Here is a 14,224-nt window from a genome sequence, read left to right as displayed (position 1 = left end):
GGGTGCCGCCGCCAGCAGGCGCCGGGACGACGCCGCACCGACTCCGCGCCATCCCCGACCGAGAGGACCTGCCCCATGCCCAGCCGGATCGAGGACTACGGACTGATCGGGGACCTGCAGACCGCGGCGCTGGTCGGCAAGGACGGCTCGATCGACTGGCTGTGCCTGCCCTCCTTCGACTCGGCGGCCTGCTTCGCCGCTCTGCTGGGCGACGAGCGCAACGGGCGCTGGCTGCTCGCCCCGGCCGGTGGCGGCCCCTGCACCTCGCGGCGGTACCGGGGCGACTCGCTGGTCCTGGAGACCGAGTGGGAGACCCCGACCGGCACGGTGCGGGTGATCGACCTGATGCCGCCGCGCGGGGAGAGCCCCGACGTCGTCCGGATCGTGGAGGGCGTCTCGGGCCGGGTGCCGATGCGGCTGGACCTCGTCCTCCGCTTCGACTACGGCCACCTGGTGCCCTGGGTGCGCACGGTGGACGGCGACCTGGTCGCCGTCGCCGGCCCGGACGCGGTCTCGCTGGCCACGCCGGTGGAGCTGCACGGGCAGGACCACACCACCACCGCCGAGTTCGAGGTCGCCGCCGGGCAGCGCATCCCGTTCGTGCTCACCCACCACGCCTCGCACCTGCCGCGGCCCGAGCCGGTGGACGCCGAGGAGGCGCTGGCCGGCACCGAGACGTTCTGGGCCGAGTGGATCGGCCAGTGCACCTACGACGGCGAGTGGGGGCCGGCGGTCCGCCGCTCGCTGATCACCCTCAAGGCCCTGACCTACCGCCCCACCGGCGGGATCGTCGCCGCCGCGACCACTTCCCTGCCCGAGGAGCTGGGCGGCAGCCGCAACTGGGACTACCGGTACTGCTGGCTGCGCGACGCCGCGTTCACCCTGCAGGCGCTGCTGGGCACCGGCTACCTGGAGGAGGCGCGGGCCTGGCGGGAGTGGCTGCTGCGCGCCGTCGCCGGCGACCCCGCCGACCTGCGGATCATGTACGCACTCGACGGCTCCCGGCGGATCCCGGAGTACGAGCTGCCGTGGCTGCCCGGCTACGAGGGCTCGGCGCCCGTTCGGGTGGGCAACGCCGCCGCCGGGCAGTTCCAGCTCGACGTCTGGGGCGAGCTGCTCGACGGGCTGCACCTGGCCCGGGAGTCCGGCCTCTCCCCCACCGCCGACGCCTGGGCGGTGCAGAAGGAGCTGCTGGACTTCCTGGAGGGCGTGTGGGACACCCCGGACAGCAGTCTGTGGGAGGTCCGCGGCGAGCCCCGCCACTTCGTGCACTCCAAGGTGCTGGCGTGGGCCGGGGTGAACGGCGCGATCGAGGCGGTGGAGCGGCACGGCCTGGACGGGCCGGTCGACCGCTGGCGGGAGCTGCGCCAGCGCATCCACGACGACGTCTGTGCCAAGGGCTACGACGCCGAGCGCCGGACCTTCACCCAGTTCTACGGCTCGGAGGGGCTGGACGCCGCGCTGCTGCTCATCCCCCAGGTCGGCTTCCTGCCCTGGGACGACGAGCGGGTCATCGGCACCGTGGAGGCGGTACAGCGCGAGCTGACCTCCGACGGCTTCCTGCTGAGGTACCACACCCACGCCGACGGCCGGGTCGACGGACTGCCCGGTGAGGAGGCGCCGTTCCTGCTGTGCAGCTTCTGGCTGGCCGACGCGCTCAACGGCATCGGCCGCACTGCCGAGGCCCGCGAGCTGTTCGAGCGGCTGCTGGGGCTGGGCAACGACCTGGGGCTGATGAGCGAGGAGTACGACCCGCGGACCGGCCGGCACCTGGGCAACACCCCGCAGGCCTTCAGCCACGTCGGCCTGGTGAACACCGCCCGGCACCTCAGCGGCGGGGCGCGGATGCCCGGCGAGCACGCCTGAGCCGATCGGCAGCCCGCCCGGTCGACGCGTCGTCCCGGGCTCAGCCGGCCGCGGCGCGCATCCGCAGTGCGTCGCGGCCCGGCGGCAGGCCGAACTGCCGCCGGTAGTCGCGGCTGAACTGGGAGGCGCTCCCGTACCCGACGGCGTGGCCGATCCCGGCTACGTCACCGGGACCGGTGAGCAGCCGCAACCGCGCCTCCTGCAGCCTGATCCGTTTCTGGAACTGGATCGGGCTCATCGCGGTGACCGCGGCGAAACTGCGGTGGAACGCCGAGGGGCTCATCGCGGCGATCTGGGCGAGGTCGTCGACGCGCAGCGGCTGCGCGTAGTGCTCCCTGAGCCAGCGGACCGCCCGCCCGACGCTGGACAGGCTGCTGTCCGAGAGTCCGAGCTGGCGGACGGTCTCGCCCTGCGGTCCGGTCATCAGCAGCCAGAGCACCTCCCGCTCCAGCATCGGCTGGAGGACCGCCTGGTCACGCGGCCGGTCGGCCAGTCGCACCATCCGGACGACGGCGTCGACCAGCTCGGGCGAGGCGTCGCTCACCGCCAGCGCAGAGGGCGCTGAGACACCGCGCCGGTGCCGGGGGAACGCCGCCGCTGCTGGGTGCAGCAGCAGCTCGGCCACCACCGAGGACCGCAGGTGCAGCCCGAACCCGAGGGCTGGCTCGGCCCTGCTCGCCCGGGTGAACCGGCCGGTGACCGGCAGGTCCAGCGAGGCCAGCAGGTACTGCCCCGCTCCGTAGCGCAGCTCCCGGTCCCCGAGCACGAGTGTCTTCTCACCGGCGGCGATGAGCGCGAACACCACCCCGGTCATCGTGGCGTCCGGTGACCCCGGCGTCGTGACGCGGGCGACCTGGACGCCGTCGAACAGGTCCGTCGTGCCCCGGTCGGCGTGCCGGGTGACCAGCTGCCGGAGCTCGCCGAGCGTCATGCCGGGGAGTCAACCAGCTCGCACCGTCCGGGGGCGAGGTCGCGATGTCGAGCAGGATCGTGCACTCATCGGACAGCTCTGGCCTAGGACGGCGGGCGTCCGGCGAGTGGACTGGTCGTGCGCCGCCCGGGATGGGCAGCCGCCACCACCGCCCACCAGAGGAGCACCCCATGTCCGTCGTCCTGATCACCGGCGCCAGTTCCGGCATCGGCCAGAGCACCGCCGTCGAGGTCGCCCGCCAGGGCACGGGGGTGCTGCTGACCTACCGCGGCAACCCGGAGGGGGCGGAGGAGACCGTCGCGCAGGTCGAGGCGCTCGGCGGCACCGCGGTCGCCCTCCCCCTGGACACCGGCCGGCTGGAGGCGTTCCCGGCCTTCGTCGACCAGGTCGACCGGGTGCTGCGGGACACCTGGCAGACCGACCGCCTCAACGGCCTGGTCAACAACGCCGGCCTCTCCCGCAGCGCACCGGTCACCGAGACCACCGAGGCGGTGTTCGACGAGCTGCTCGACGCGCTCTTCAAGGGCCCGTACTTCCTGACCCAGGCACTGCTCCCCCGGCTGACCGACGGAGGGGCGATCGTCAACGTCGGCAGCACCGCCGCCCACCCCGGCGGCATCTCCCCCGGCTTCTCGGCCTACGGCTCGGTCAAGGGTGCGGTCGAGGTGTGGACCCGCTACCTGGCCAAGGAGCTCGGCCCGCGCGGGATCCGGGTCAACTCGGTCGCCCCCGGCCCCACCCGCACCCGGCTCGGGGACGACGGCTTCGCCCGGTACCCGGAGCTCATCGCACCGCTGGCGGCGAACACCGCGCTGGGCCGGATCGGCGAGGGCGCCGACGTCGGCCGGGTCATCGCCTTCCTGCTGTCCGAGGGCGGCGGCTGGATCACCGGGCAGGACGTCACAGCGTCCGGCGGGTTCGGCCTCTGACCGCCGTCTGCCCCTGACCACGGGCCCGGCCCAGCAGCGGTGACCCGCCGCCCGCTGACGCGGGCGGCGGGTCACCGTGGCAGGGATCAGGCGATCTCGGATCGGTGGATCCGCAGCCAGCCGAGCACCATCGGCAGCAGGACCCACAGCGCCACCGAGGTGCCGAACTGCAGCCAGCCCTGCCCGTCGAGACCGTCCTCGAACAGCGGCATCGAGGTGGTCGACAGGTCCAGCCAGTCGCGCACCCAGTCCAGGGCCGAGACCAGGCTGACCAGGATGGTGAACACCGTCGGCAGCACGAAGTATAGGACGATCGCCAGCGGCGAGCTGAGCAGCAGCATGCCGAACGCGACCCCGGCCAGCACGCTCACCACCTGGACGACGAGCACCTGACCCACCAGCGCGGCGCTGATGCCCCAGTCCCGCTCCGAGTCGGAGAAGACCGGGGTGAGCCCCGTCGCGACCACCGCGGCCAGCGCCGCGACGGCCACGCCGAGCACGGCGAGCACCGTGGCGGCCAGCACCTTGGCAACGAGCACCCGGGATCTACGGGGCACCAGGGTGAACGTCGTCATCGCGGTGCGCTGCGACCACTCGCTGGTCACCAGCAGGATGCCCAGCACCGGCAGCAGGATGCTGATCGGCAGCTGGGTGATCCCGAAGTGGTCGGTGAACCTCTTCGGCGCGTCCTCGACGAAGAGGGAGATCGCCACGACGGCGAGCACGGCCAGAGCGATCACGATCAGCAGCCAGCGCCCGGCCCGGGTGTCGTGGGACTTGCGCAGCTCCACCCGGGTGAGCGTGAGCATGGACGGCCCGCTCGGCGCGGCGCCGGTACGGGGACGGTCGGCCTCCAGGGTCGCGGTGCTCATGCCAGCACCTCCTGCACCTGCTGGCCGCCGCCGGAACCGGTGAGGGAGCGGAAGAGGTCCTCCAGCCCGCCTCCCCCGGCGGGCCGCAGCTCGGTGAGGACGACGCCGGCCGCCGCCACTGCCTGGCCGACGGCCAGGGCCTCGGCCGCGGCCACCAGCGCGTCGTCCGGGCCGGGTGAGACGCCGATGCCGGCCGCCTCCAGTGCCTTTGCCAGCAGGGCCCGGTCGGGTCCGCGGACCAGGGTGCCGCCGGTGCCGGCGAGCAGCTCGGTCTTGCTGCCCTGGGCGACGATCCGCCCGCCGGCGATGACCACCAGCTGGTCGGCGACCGCCTCCACCTCGTGCAGCAGGTGGGAGGAGAGCAGCACCGTGCCGCCGCGGTCGGCGAAGCCGCGCAGCAGGCCGCGCATCCAGAAGATGCCCTCGGGGTCCAGCCCGTTGGCCGGCTCGTCGAGCACCAGCACCTGGGGGTCGCCCAGCAGCGCCGTCGCCAGGCCGAGCCGCTGGCGCATGCCGAGGGAGTAGTTGCCGAGCCGCTTGCCCGCCGGGCGGCCGGCCAGGCCCACCCGGCCGAGCACCTCGTCGACCCGCTCCCTGCCGACGCCCAGGACCATCGCCGACAGGGTGAGCACCTCTCGCCCGGTGCGGCCGGCGTGCTGGGCGCCCGCGTCGAGCAGGACCCCGACCTGCCGCCCGGCGTTGGGCAGCTCGCGGTAGTGCTTGCCGTTGAACGTCGCGGTACCGCTCGTCGGGTCGGCCAGGCCGACCAGCGCCCGCATCGTGGTGGACTTGCCCGCGCCGTTGGGTCCGAGGAAGCCGGTGACCGTGCCCGGCTGACAGGTGAAGGAGACGTCGGAGACGGCGACCTGCGCGCCGTACCTCTTCGTCAGGTGCTCGATCGTGATCATGGCGCAGACCCTGCTCCACTCCCCCGGCCCGGCGCATCCGCCTTTGGTCGCTGATCTCCGCACCGGCCCGGGTGACGGACCGCCGGAGGAGAGACCTTGGTCGGTTCCGGAGGACGACTCCCGTCCGTAGCCTCATCCGGGTGAGCGTCGCCATCCGGCCAGGACCGGACGCCGGACGATCCGGGCCGGACGTCGGTGCCGGTGTCGATCACCCGGCGCTGGTGCCGGGGCAGCTGCTCGGGCACCGCGGCGAGCCCGAACGCGGCCCGGACTCCGCGACCGCCACGGCCGGCCGGCGCCGGATCCGCCGCTCGCTGCGAGACTGGGCCGTCGACCTGGCGTGCTTCCTCCTGTCGGTCGCCGGCGGGCTGGTGTTCGTGGGCGTCGCGCTCGAGGAGGCCTCCCCGCCCTCTGACCTGCTGGTGTTCGCCGACGTCGCCGCGGGGTCCGTGGGCTGCCTGCTGCTGTGGTGGCGGCGCCGGTGGCCGGTCGCGGTGGCCCTCCTGCTGGCCGCGATCGGCTGCTTCTCCGACATGGGCAGCGTCGCGGTGATGATCGCGCTGTTCACCGTCGCCGTGCACCGGCGGCTGCCGACGGTGCTCGTCGTCGCTGCGGTGCAGCTCGCCGGATTCGCGGTGTACTGCGCGCTGCGTCCCGTCGACGACGTCCCGGTGCCGGTGGTGGCCGGGTTCGGGCTGGTGGTGACCGCCGCCGTCGTCGCCTGGGGGATGTTCGTCCGGGCCAGTCGCCAGCTCGTGCTCTCGCTGCAGGAGCGCGCGGTGCGCGCCGAGAACGAGCAGCAGCTGCGGGTGGAGCAGGCCCGCGACACCGAGCGCACCCGGATCGCCCGCGAGATGCACGACGTGCTGGCCCACCGGCTCTCGTTGCTGAGCATGCACGCCGGCGCGCTGGAGTTCCGCCCCGACGCCCCGGCGGCGGAGGTCGCGCAGGCCGCCGGCGTGGTGCGGGCCAGCGCCCGGCATGCCCTGGAGGACCTGCGCGAGGTGATCGGCGTGCTCCGCAGCGGCGGGGACGGCGACCCGGGCACCCGGCCGCAGCCCACGCTCGCCGATGTGCCGGTGCTGGTCGAGGAGAGCCGCCGGGCCGGGGTCCGGGTGCGGGCGGAGTACCGGGTGCCCGAGCTCGCCACCGTCCCCTGCGGGGTGGGGCGCAGCGCCTACCGGGTCCTGCAGGAGGGGCTGACCAACGTGCGCAAGCACGCGCCGGGCACGGTGGCGACGGTGCTGGTCGAGGGCGGCCCGGGCGCCGGCCTGGTCGTGGAGCTGCGCAATCCGGCGCCCGCCGGCGGGGAGAACGCCGCCCCACTGCCCGGGGGTGGCACGGGCCTGGTCGGGCTGCTGGAGCGGGTCAGCCTGGCCGGCGGGCACCTGGCGCACGGCTGGACCCCCGACGGGGAGTTCCGGCTGCGCGCCGAGCTGCCCTGGCCGGCCGGGCAGCCGGCGTGACCGACCCCGTCCGGGTGCTCGTCGTGGACGACGACCCGCTCGTCCGCGCGGCGCTGGCGATGGTGCTCGGCGGCGCCGACGACCTGACGCTGGTCGGTGAGGCCGCCGACGGGGCGGAGGTCCCGGCAGCCGTGGCCCGCACGTCCCCCGACGTCGTCCTGATGGACATCCGGATGCCGCGCACCGACGGGCTCACCGCCACCGAGCAGCTGAAGCAGCAGCGGGGCGCGCCGGAGGTGATCGTGCTGACCACCTTCGACGCCGACGACCAGGTGCTGCGCGCCCTGCGGGCCGGGGCCAGCGGGTTCCTGCTCAAGGACACCCCGCCGGCCGCGATCGTCGACGCCGTCCGCCGGGTCGCCGCCGGCGAGCCGATGCTCTCCCCCACCGTCACCCGCCGGCTGATGGCGCACGTGGCCACGGCCGAGCCGGCCACCGCGGACAGCGACCGGCGGACCCTGGCCCGTACCCGGCTGGACCTGCTCAGCGAACGCGAGCGGGAGGTCGCCCTCGCCATCGGCCGGGGGCTGTCCAACGCCCAGATCGGCAGCGAGCTGTACCTCAGCGTCGCCACCGTCAAGGCGCACGTCTCCCGGCTGCTGGTGAAGCTGGAGCTGACCAACCGGGTGCAGATAGCCCTGCTCACCCACGACGCGGACCTGATCTGATGCTGGCGGCCGGCGGCACGTTCGGCTGGTCCCACGCCCTGGGCGTCCGCGTCCTCGTCGTCGGGACCTGGTGGCAGCGCCCGTCCGGGGACGAGTGACGCCCAGGCCGGGTCTCAGCGGTCGCGCCAGCGCCGTCCGTGCAGCCACCACTCCAGCCGCCGGGTCACCCACGGCAGCAGCAGGTAGGTCATCACCGGGGTGAGCGTCAGCGTCATCGCCGCGACCCGCAGCACGACGTGCAGGTCGGCCAGCAGCGCGCCGAGGGTCACCGTGGCCAGCAGGTTCAGCGGGAAGAAGACCAGCCAGATCGTCGTGGCCTGCTTCCAGCGTGGCGGGGCGGCCGGCGGGCTCACCGCCGGCGCCAGCTCGGTGGCCGCGTCCACCGGCGGGTCGAACCAGCCCTCGATGCCGGTGCGCCGCTCGGTGCGGGTCATCTCGGCCAGCCCCTGGGCCGAGCCGAGCCACCAGCGGCGTTGCGGGCTGGCCTCCCAGGCGGCCAGGCTGGCCGGGGAGTCGAAGCGGCACAGCATGTGCCACTCGTCGGCGTCGTGGCGTGGGCGGACCCAGCCACCGCCGAGGAACCCGGGGAAGTCCTCGGCCATCGTCAGTCCCGCCTGGATCCAGGCGGTCATCTCCACCGTGTGGGCCGGGTCGGCCCGCCGGGTGAACGAGACGGTCACCGGCAGCTGCGGGGTCTCCGCGCGCGCCGGTGCCGGGGCAGTGCTCTCCATGCCATCAGGATCGCTGCCCCGGATGACGGCTGGATGTCGGGTCCCTCACCACCCGCGCTGCGGCGTGGCGCTGGGCGGGTGCACAGCTGCGCTGGTCACGATCAACGGATGGACGCCGTCAGCTCGTTCTGGGACCAGGTCACCGCGTCCTCTCCCCCGCTGCCGGGCTGGCTGCTCGCGCTCACCGCGGCGCTGGCCGCCGTCCTGGTGACCTCGCGGGCGCTGTGGTCGCGGGCCCGGCACTCGGTGACCATCGCCCACGAGGGCGCGCACGGCCTGGCCGCGCTGGTCACCGGTCGGCGGCTGGCCGGCATCCGGCTGCACTCGGACACCTCCGGCGTCACCGTCTCGGCCGGGCGCCCGACCGGGCCGGGCATGGTGCTGACCGCGGCCGCGGGCTACACCGGGCCCGGGCTGTTCGGGCTGGGCGCCGCGGCGCTGCTGGCGGCCGGCCACGCCATCGGCCTCCTGTGGGCGCTGCTGGCGCTGCTCGCGCTGTTGCTGGTGCAGATCCGCAACTGGTACGGCCTGTGGTCGGTGCTGGTCACCGGCGCCCTGGTCTTCGCCGCGACCTGGTGGTTGCCCGCCACGGGCCAGGCGGCCTTCGCGCACGTCGTCACCTGGTTCCTGCTGCTGGCGGCACCCAAGACGGTGCTGGAGCTGCAGGCCAAGCGCCGCTCGGGGTCGGCCCGCGACTCCGACGCCGACCAGCTGGCCCGCCTGACCGGCCTGCCGGGCCTGGCCTGGGTGGGCGTCTTCCTGCTGGTCGACGTCGGTGCCCTCCTCCTGGGCGCCTGGTGGCTCCTCCACGCCTCCGCCGTCCTGAGCTGACCTCTCTCCCGCACGCTGGTCATTGCGGTGCCGGGGCACGTGCTGTTCCGGCACCGTCGCAGGGCCCCGCGCCGAGCTTGCGAGGCGTGGGGGGCGACGGAGTCCTTCGACTTCTTCAGTCGCTGGTGGGGCGGTGCCGACGGCGAGGGGCGGCGTGCGGCGGCTGGTGCACCGGGGCGACCTCCGGTGCCGGTGGGACCTCCCGCTCCTGGCCCTCGGCGGTGACCAGGAACGGCTCCCCGTGGTGGGCGATCTCCAGCGGCTCGTCGCCGTGCACCAGCCGGTAGGTGGCCTTCTCCGGGGTGATCGTCACCGAGACGCAGCGCCCCTGGAACGCCACCCGGAACCGCAGCCGGCTCAGCCGCGGCGGCAGCCGGGGGGCGAAGGTCAGCCGGCCACCGTGGTCGCGCATCCCGCCGAAGCCGCCGACGGCGACCATCCAGCCCCCGGCCAGCGAGGCGATGTGCAGGCCGTGGCCACTGTTGCCGTGCAGGTTCTGCAGGTCGGTCAGCGCCGCCTCGCCCCAGTAGTCGTAGGCCAGCGAGAGGTGGCCGGTCTCCGCGGCGATCACCGCCTGCACCGCGGCGGAGAGCGAGGAGTCGCGCACCGTCCGCGCCTCGTAGTAGGCGAAGTCGGCGGTCTTCTCCTCGAGGGTGAACGCGTCCCCGCGCAGGTGCAGCGCCATGACCAGGTCGGCCTGCTTGACGACCTGCTTGCGGTAGATGTCGAAGTAGGGGAAGTGCAGGAGCAGCGGGTACTGGTCGGGCAGCGTGCCCTCGAAGTCCCACTCCTGGTGGTGGGTGAACCCCTCGGACTGCTCGTGCACCCCGAGCGCCTCGTTGTAGGGCACCCGCATCGCGTCCGCGGCCCGGGTCCACAGCGCGACCTCGTCCTCCCCCACCTGCAGCCGGGCGGCGGTGTCCGGCTGGCGGGCCACGGCGGCCACGGCCTCGCGCAGGTTCCGCTGCGCCATCAGGTTCGTGTAGACGTTGTTGTCCACCACCGCGGTGTACTCGTCCGGGCCGGTCACCCCGTCGATCCGGAAACCGCGCCCGTCGTCGAAGTGGCCGAGCGAGGCCCACAGCCGGGCGGTCTCCACCAGCAGCTCGGTGCCGTAGTCGCGGTCGAACACCCAGTCCTGGGTGGCCGCGGTGTACCGGGCGACGGCGTCGGCGATGTCGGCGTTGATGTGGAACGCCGCCGTCCCGGCCGGCCAGTAGCCCGACGTCTCCTCCCCGCGGATGGTCCGCCACGGGAAGGCGGCTCCGTCGTGGCCCAGCTGCCGGGCGCGCTCACGGGCAGCGTCCAGGATCGAGTGCCGCCACAGCAGGGCGTCCCGGACGGCGCCGGGCGCGGTGTAGGTGAGCACCGGTAGCACGTAGGTCTCGGTGTCCCAGAAGGTGTGCCCGTCGTAGCCGTCGCCGGTGAGCCCCTTCGCCGGGATGGGCTGACGCTCGGCGCGCAGCCCGGCCTGCAGGACGTGGAACATGCCGACCCGCACCGCCTGCTGCAGCTCGTCGTCGCCCTCGATCTCGACGTCGGCCTCGTCCCAGTGCCGGTCGAGCAGCTCGCGCTGCTCGCGCACCAGCCGGTCCCAGCCGGCGAGCTTCGCGGTGGCCAGCGCCCCCTCCACCTGGTCCCGGACGGCGGCCGACGACCGGCGGCTGGACCAGCCGTAGGCCAGGTACTTGACCAGCCGCAGCTTGGAGCCGGCCGGCAGCCGGGCGGCGAGGGTGTAGCGCGCCAGGTCCGGTGAGGTCTCCAGCTCCTCGGTGGCCGAGTCGGGGACGTCGACCTCGTGGTCCATGCCGGCGGCCATGCGCAGCTTGCTGCGCCGGGTCCGGTGCACCAGGACGGCGTGCCGGCCGCGGCCCACGTGCAGCTCGGACTGCAGCGGGCGGGTCATCGCCGCGGCGGCCCGCGGGTCGTCGGACTCGGTGGTGGTGACCTGCTCGTTGGCCAGCAGGTCCGACTGCAGCGCGATGTAGAGGTCGCCCTGGTCGTCGGTGCACTCGACCTCGTACTCGATCGCGGCGATCGACCGGCGGGTCAGCGACACCAGGCGGGTGCTCGTCACCCGCACCTGGCGGCCGCTGGGCCCGCGCCACTCGGTCACCCGGCGGAGCACCCCGTTGCGCAGGTCCAGCGTCCGCCGGTGCTCGACCACGTCGCCGTACTGCAGGTCCAGCGGGGTGTCCCCGACCAGCAGCCGGATCAGCTTGCCGTCGGTCACGTTGACGACGGTCTGCCCCTGCTCGGGGAAGCCGTAGCCGGCCTCGGCGTAGGGCAGCGGCCGCTCCTCGAAGAAGCCGTTGAGGTACGTGCCCGGGACGACGGTCGGCTCCCCCTCGTCCAGCGTCCCCCGCATCCCGATGTGCCCGTTGGCCAGTGCGAACACCGACTCGTTCACACCCAGCGAGGCCAGGTCGAGCCCCACCTCGGTGAGCGACCAGGGCTCGACGACGAAGTGCGCGCGCCCCTCGGTCACGCGAGGTCCGTCAGCAGCTCGTCGAGGTCGGCGACGACGACGTCGGCGCCCTGCTCGCGCAGCCCCGCGGCCTGCCCGACCCGGTCCACGCCGACGACGAAGCCGAACTCCCCGGCCCGGCCGGCGGCCACCCCGGAGAGGGCGTCCTCGAACACGGCGGCCTGCGCCGGCTCGACGCCCAGGGCGCGCGCTGCGGCGAGGAAGGTGTCCGGGGACGGCTTGCCGCGCAGCCCCTGCTCGGCTGCGACGACGCCGTCCACCCGGGTGTCGATCAGGTCGGCGAAGCCACCGGCGGCGACCACGCTCTCGCCGTTGGCCGAGGCGGTGACCACGGCCGTGGCCAGCCCCGCTGCCCGGGCGGCGCGGAGGTAGCGCATCGAGCCCTCGTAGACCTGGACGCCGTGCTCGTCGAGCTCGGCGAGGATCAGCTGGTTCTTGCGGGTGGCCACACCGGCGACCGTGGCGGCGTCGGCCGGGTCGTCGTCGCTGCCCTCGGGCAGGGTGATGCCGCGGCTGGCGAGGAAGTCGCGGACGCCGTCCTTGCGGGGCTTGCCGTCGACGAAGCGGTTGTAGTCCTCGGCGCTGAACTCGGCCGCCGACGGGTCCTGCGCCCGGAGGAACTCGTCGAAGGTGCGTTTCCAGGCAGCCTGGTGCACCTTCGCCGTCTGGGTCAGGACCCCGTCGAGGTCGAACAAGCAGGCCCGGATGTCTTCGGGTAGTCCCAGCACGCCCGACACGCTACGGCGGCGCGGTCGCCTCGACCCGTCGAGCCCCCGCTCCCGCCGTCCCGGCCGGGGTCCCGTCGCCGTCGGTGCCCGCCCGTAGGGCGTCCCTCCCGTGGGCGGCGAGGTGCTGCTCCCGTTCGGGGACGGCGGGTCTCGATTTCGACGCGTTGTTGGGGATAACGGTCGAACCAGATGCGAGGTCGTGGCCTCGGGACGGTGACCGGGCACGTCGCGGCGGTGCTGCCTAGGGTCGGGAGCGAGCGCGGCGCCCTGCCGCCCTGGCCCGCGGGCCAGCCCACCCCGTTCCCGAGGAGGACCCCGGCATGGCCGGTCGACCGACCCCGCCCAACCCGTACGACTTCCTCCCCCAGGTCCCGAGCTTCACCGTGACCAGCACCGACATCAGCCACGGCGAACGCCTCCCCGCACCGCACGCCAGCGGCAAGATGGGCGTGCCCGGTGGCGAGGACGTCTCCCCCCAGCTGAGCTGGTCCGGCTTCCCCGAGCAGACGCAGGGCTTCGCGGTCACCGTCTACGACCCGGACGCCCCCACCGCCAGCGGCTTCTGGCACTGGGCGGTGGCCGGGATCCCTGCCTCGGTGACCGAGCTGCCCCGCGGCGCTGCCGATGGCGGCCTCCCCGCGGGAGCGGTACAGCTGCGCAACGACGCCGGGTTCGCCGGCTTCGTCGGCGCCGCTCCCCCGGCCGGCCACGGCACGCACCACTACCACGTCGTGGTGCACGCGCTGGACACCGCGGACCTCGGGGTGCCGGCCGAGGCCACCCCGGCGTACCTGGGCTTCAACCTGTTCAGCCACACCCTGGCCCGCGGCACGATCGTGGCCACGTTCGACATCGAGTGAGCCCGAACGGCCGGGACGGGCAGCGCTCCGTCCCGGCCGACCTCGAGCCCGGCCGGCCCGGCTCGGAGCCGCTCGCCCGGACGGGTTCAGTCGGTGGGGCGCTCCGCGACGCAGCTGGTGGCGATCCGGGCGAACCCCGCCCGTTCGTACACCCGGGCGACGTCGTCGTCCCCGGCGGAGAGGAACACCAGGTCCGCGGTCTGCTGCGCGTGCTCGACCAGCGCGGAGGTGAGCCCCGCGCCCAGCCCCCGCCCCCGGTAGCGCGGCAGGGTGACCACACCGACCACCTCGCTGACCTCGGTGCCGTCGACGTCCACCGGCTGGTGCGAGCCGATCGCCACCGGCTGGCCGTCGTCGACGGCGACCATCATCACCGTGCGTCCCGACGCCACCCGCTCCCGGAGCACCTCCGTGGGCGGCACCTCGGCCGGGCCCGGGTCGTGCTGCGCGACCTCGGGGACACCGTCGCGCACCGGCTCGGTCGGCTGGCCGGGAGTGGCGGCGAACGCCAGCGCGATCAGGCGCTGGTAGAGGCCCAGCCGGGGGTCGTCGGCGCCGACCAAGAAGAGCCGCACCTCACTGGGCAGCAGCACCGACACCGGGTCGGCGGCCACCAGCAGGGGCAGCTCGTCGACCCGGAGACCGGCCGCGCGCGCCACCGAGGCCAGGCCGCGGCAGCGGTCGCCCAGCCACTCCAGCGACGCCGGCAGCCCGGACCGCTCCTGCAGCTCAACGGCGGCCCGCACGTCCGCCTCGGTGACCTCGGCCTCGTGGCCCGGCTCCGGCCGGGCCGGGTAGGGCCACTCCGGCGACCCGATCGGCACCTGGAGCGCACCGATGGTGTGCACCTGGGCGTCCGACAGCGGAGCGAGCGCGAAGTAGCGCTCGATCCGGTCCAGCAAGCCGGTCGACGACACGCTCAGACCCTAGACGCCCTGACGCGCCG

Annotated in this window: 13 protein-coding genes; 6 read left to right on the top strand and 7 right to left on the bottom strand. The window is 74.4% G+C overall.

Annotation, left to right across the window (positions count from 1 at the left end; all coding sequences use genetic code 11):
* The first annotated feature begins 75 nt into the window (after window positions 1-75).
* On the top strand, window positions 76-1,866 hold the full coding sequence (locus HLA93_RS13375; protein WP_222194897.1) for a glycoside hydrolase family 15 protein: 1,791 nt from the start codon (window positions 76-78) through the stop codon (window positions 1,864-1,866).
* A 40-nt stretch (window positions 1,867-1,906) separates the two neighbouring features.
* On the opposite strand, the gene HLA93_RS13370 is transcribed toward HLA93_RS13375, so the two are convergent.
* Window positions 1,907-2,797, bottom strand: a complete 891-nt coding sequence (locus tag HLA93_RS13370; RefSeq protein WP_222194896.1) for an AraC family transcriptional regulator — start codon at window positions 2,795-2,797, stop codon at window positions 1,907-1,909.
* 170 nt (window positions 2,798-2,967) lie between these two features.
* Here HLA93_RS13370 and HLA93_RS13365 point away from each other — a divergent pair, with 170 nt between their 5' ends.
* Window positions 2,968-3,726, top strand: coding sequence for an SDR family NAD(P)-dependent oxidoreductase (locus HLA93_RS13365; RefSeq protein WP_222194895.1), 759 nt, complete (start codon window positions 2,968-2,970; stop codon window positions 3,724-3,726).
* Between the two features lie 86 nt (window positions 3,727-3,812).
* Here HLA93_RS13365 and HLA93_RS13360 read toward each other — a convergent pair whose 3' ends face one another.
* Both HLA93_RS13360 and HLA93_RS13355 read right to left on the bottom strand, forming a co-directional pair.
* Window positions 3,813-4,598 (bottom strand): hypothetical protein, encoded by a 786-nt coding sequence (locus HLA93_RS13360; protein ID WP_222194894.1) that lies wholly within the window; start codon window positions 4,596-4,598, stop codon window positions 3,813-3,815.
* Window positions 4,595-5,506 (bottom strand): ABC transporter ATP-binding protein, encoded by a 912-nt coding sequence (locus tag HLA93_RS13355; protein ID WP_222194893.1) that lies wholly within the window; start codon window positions 5,504-5,506, stop codon window positions 4,595-4,597. Before HLA93_RS13355 ends, HLA93_RS13360 begins: the two co-directional genes overlap by 4 nt.
* Before the next feature lie 140 nt (window positions 5,507-5,646).
* On the opposite strand from HLA93_RS13355, the gene HLA93_RS13350 reads away from it, so the two are divergent.
* Complete coding sequence (locus tag HLA93_RS13350; RefSeq protein ID WP_308128112.1) at window positions 5,647-6,972, top strand: sensor histidine kinase; 1,326 nt, start codon at window positions 5,647-5,649, stop codon at window positions 6,970-6,972.
* Window positions 6,969-7,640, top strand: coding sequence for a response regulator (locus HLA93_RS13345; protein ID WP_222194892.1), 672 nt, complete (start codon window positions 6,969-6,971; stop codon window positions 7,638-7,640). The genes HLA93_RS13350 and HLA93_RS13345 overlap by 4 nt, the downstream gene beginning before the upstream one ends.
* Window positions 7,641-7,753: 113 nt before the next feature.
* Here HLA93_RS13345 and HLA93_RS13340 read toward each other — a convergent pair whose 3' ends face one another.
* Complete coding sequence (locus tag HLA93_RS13340; protein WP_222194891.1) at window positions 7,754-8,371, bottom strand: antibiotic biosynthesis monooxygenase; 618 nt, start codon at window positions 8,369-8,371, stop codon at window positions 7,754-7,756.
* Between the two features lie 108 nt (window positions 8,372-8,479).
* On the opposite strand from HLA93_RS13340, the gene HLA93_RS13335 reads away from it, so the two are divergent.
* Entirely contained in the window at window positions 8,480-9,202 is a 723-nt protein-coding gene (locus tag HLA93_RS13335; RefSeq protein WP_222194890.1) for a M50 family metallopeptidase, read from the top strand.
* A 115-nt stretch (window positions 9,203-9,317) separates the two neighbouring features.
* Here the strand turns inward: HLA93_RS13335 and HLA93_RS13330 are convergent, their stop codons facing one another.
* Entirely contained in the window at window positions 9,318-11,690 is a 2,373-nt protein-coding gene (locus HLA93_RS13330; RefSeq protein ID WP_222194889.1) for a glycoside hydrolase family 65 protein, read from the bottom strand.
* Window positions 11,687-12,418, bottom strand: a complete 732-nt coding sequence (locus HLA93_RS13325; protein ID WP_222194888.1) for an HAD family hydrolase — start codon at window positions 12,416-12,418, stop codon at window positions 11,687-11,689. Before HLA93_RS13325 ends, HLA93_RS13330 begins: the two co-directional genes overlap by 4 nt.
* A gap of 320 nt (window positions 12,419-12,738) precedes the next feature.
* Between HLA93_RS13325 and HLA93_RS13320 the strand changes: the two genes are divergently transcribed.
* A complete protein-coding gene (locus tag HLA93_RS13320; protein WP_222194887.1) occupies window positions 12,739-13,278 on the top strand; it encodes a YbhB/YbcL family Raf kinase inhibitor-like protein in 540 nt (179 codons plus the stop codon).
* 86 nt (window positions 13,279-13,364) lie between these two features.
* Here the strand turns inward: HLA93_RS13320 and HLA93_RS13315 are convergent, their stop codons facing one another.
* Window positions 13,365-14,195 carry a GNAT family N-acetyltransferase gene (locus HLA93_RS13315; protein WP_222194886.1) on the bottom strand — a complete coding sequence of 277 codons (831 nt, stop codon included), beginning with the start codon at window positions 14,193-14,195 and terminating at the stop codon, window positions 13,365-13,367.
* Window positions 14,196-14,224: the final 29 nt, after the last annotated feature.

The sequence above is a fragment of the Modestobacter italicus genome, from assembly GCF_019799965.1.
GTDB classification, from domain to species: domain Bacteria; phylum Actinomycetota; class Actinomycetes; order Mycobacteriales; family Geodermatophilaceae; genus Modestobacter; species Modestobacter italicus_A.
Note: the sequence above shows the minus strand (reverse complement) of the source record. Positions and strands in the feature narration are given on the sequence as shown.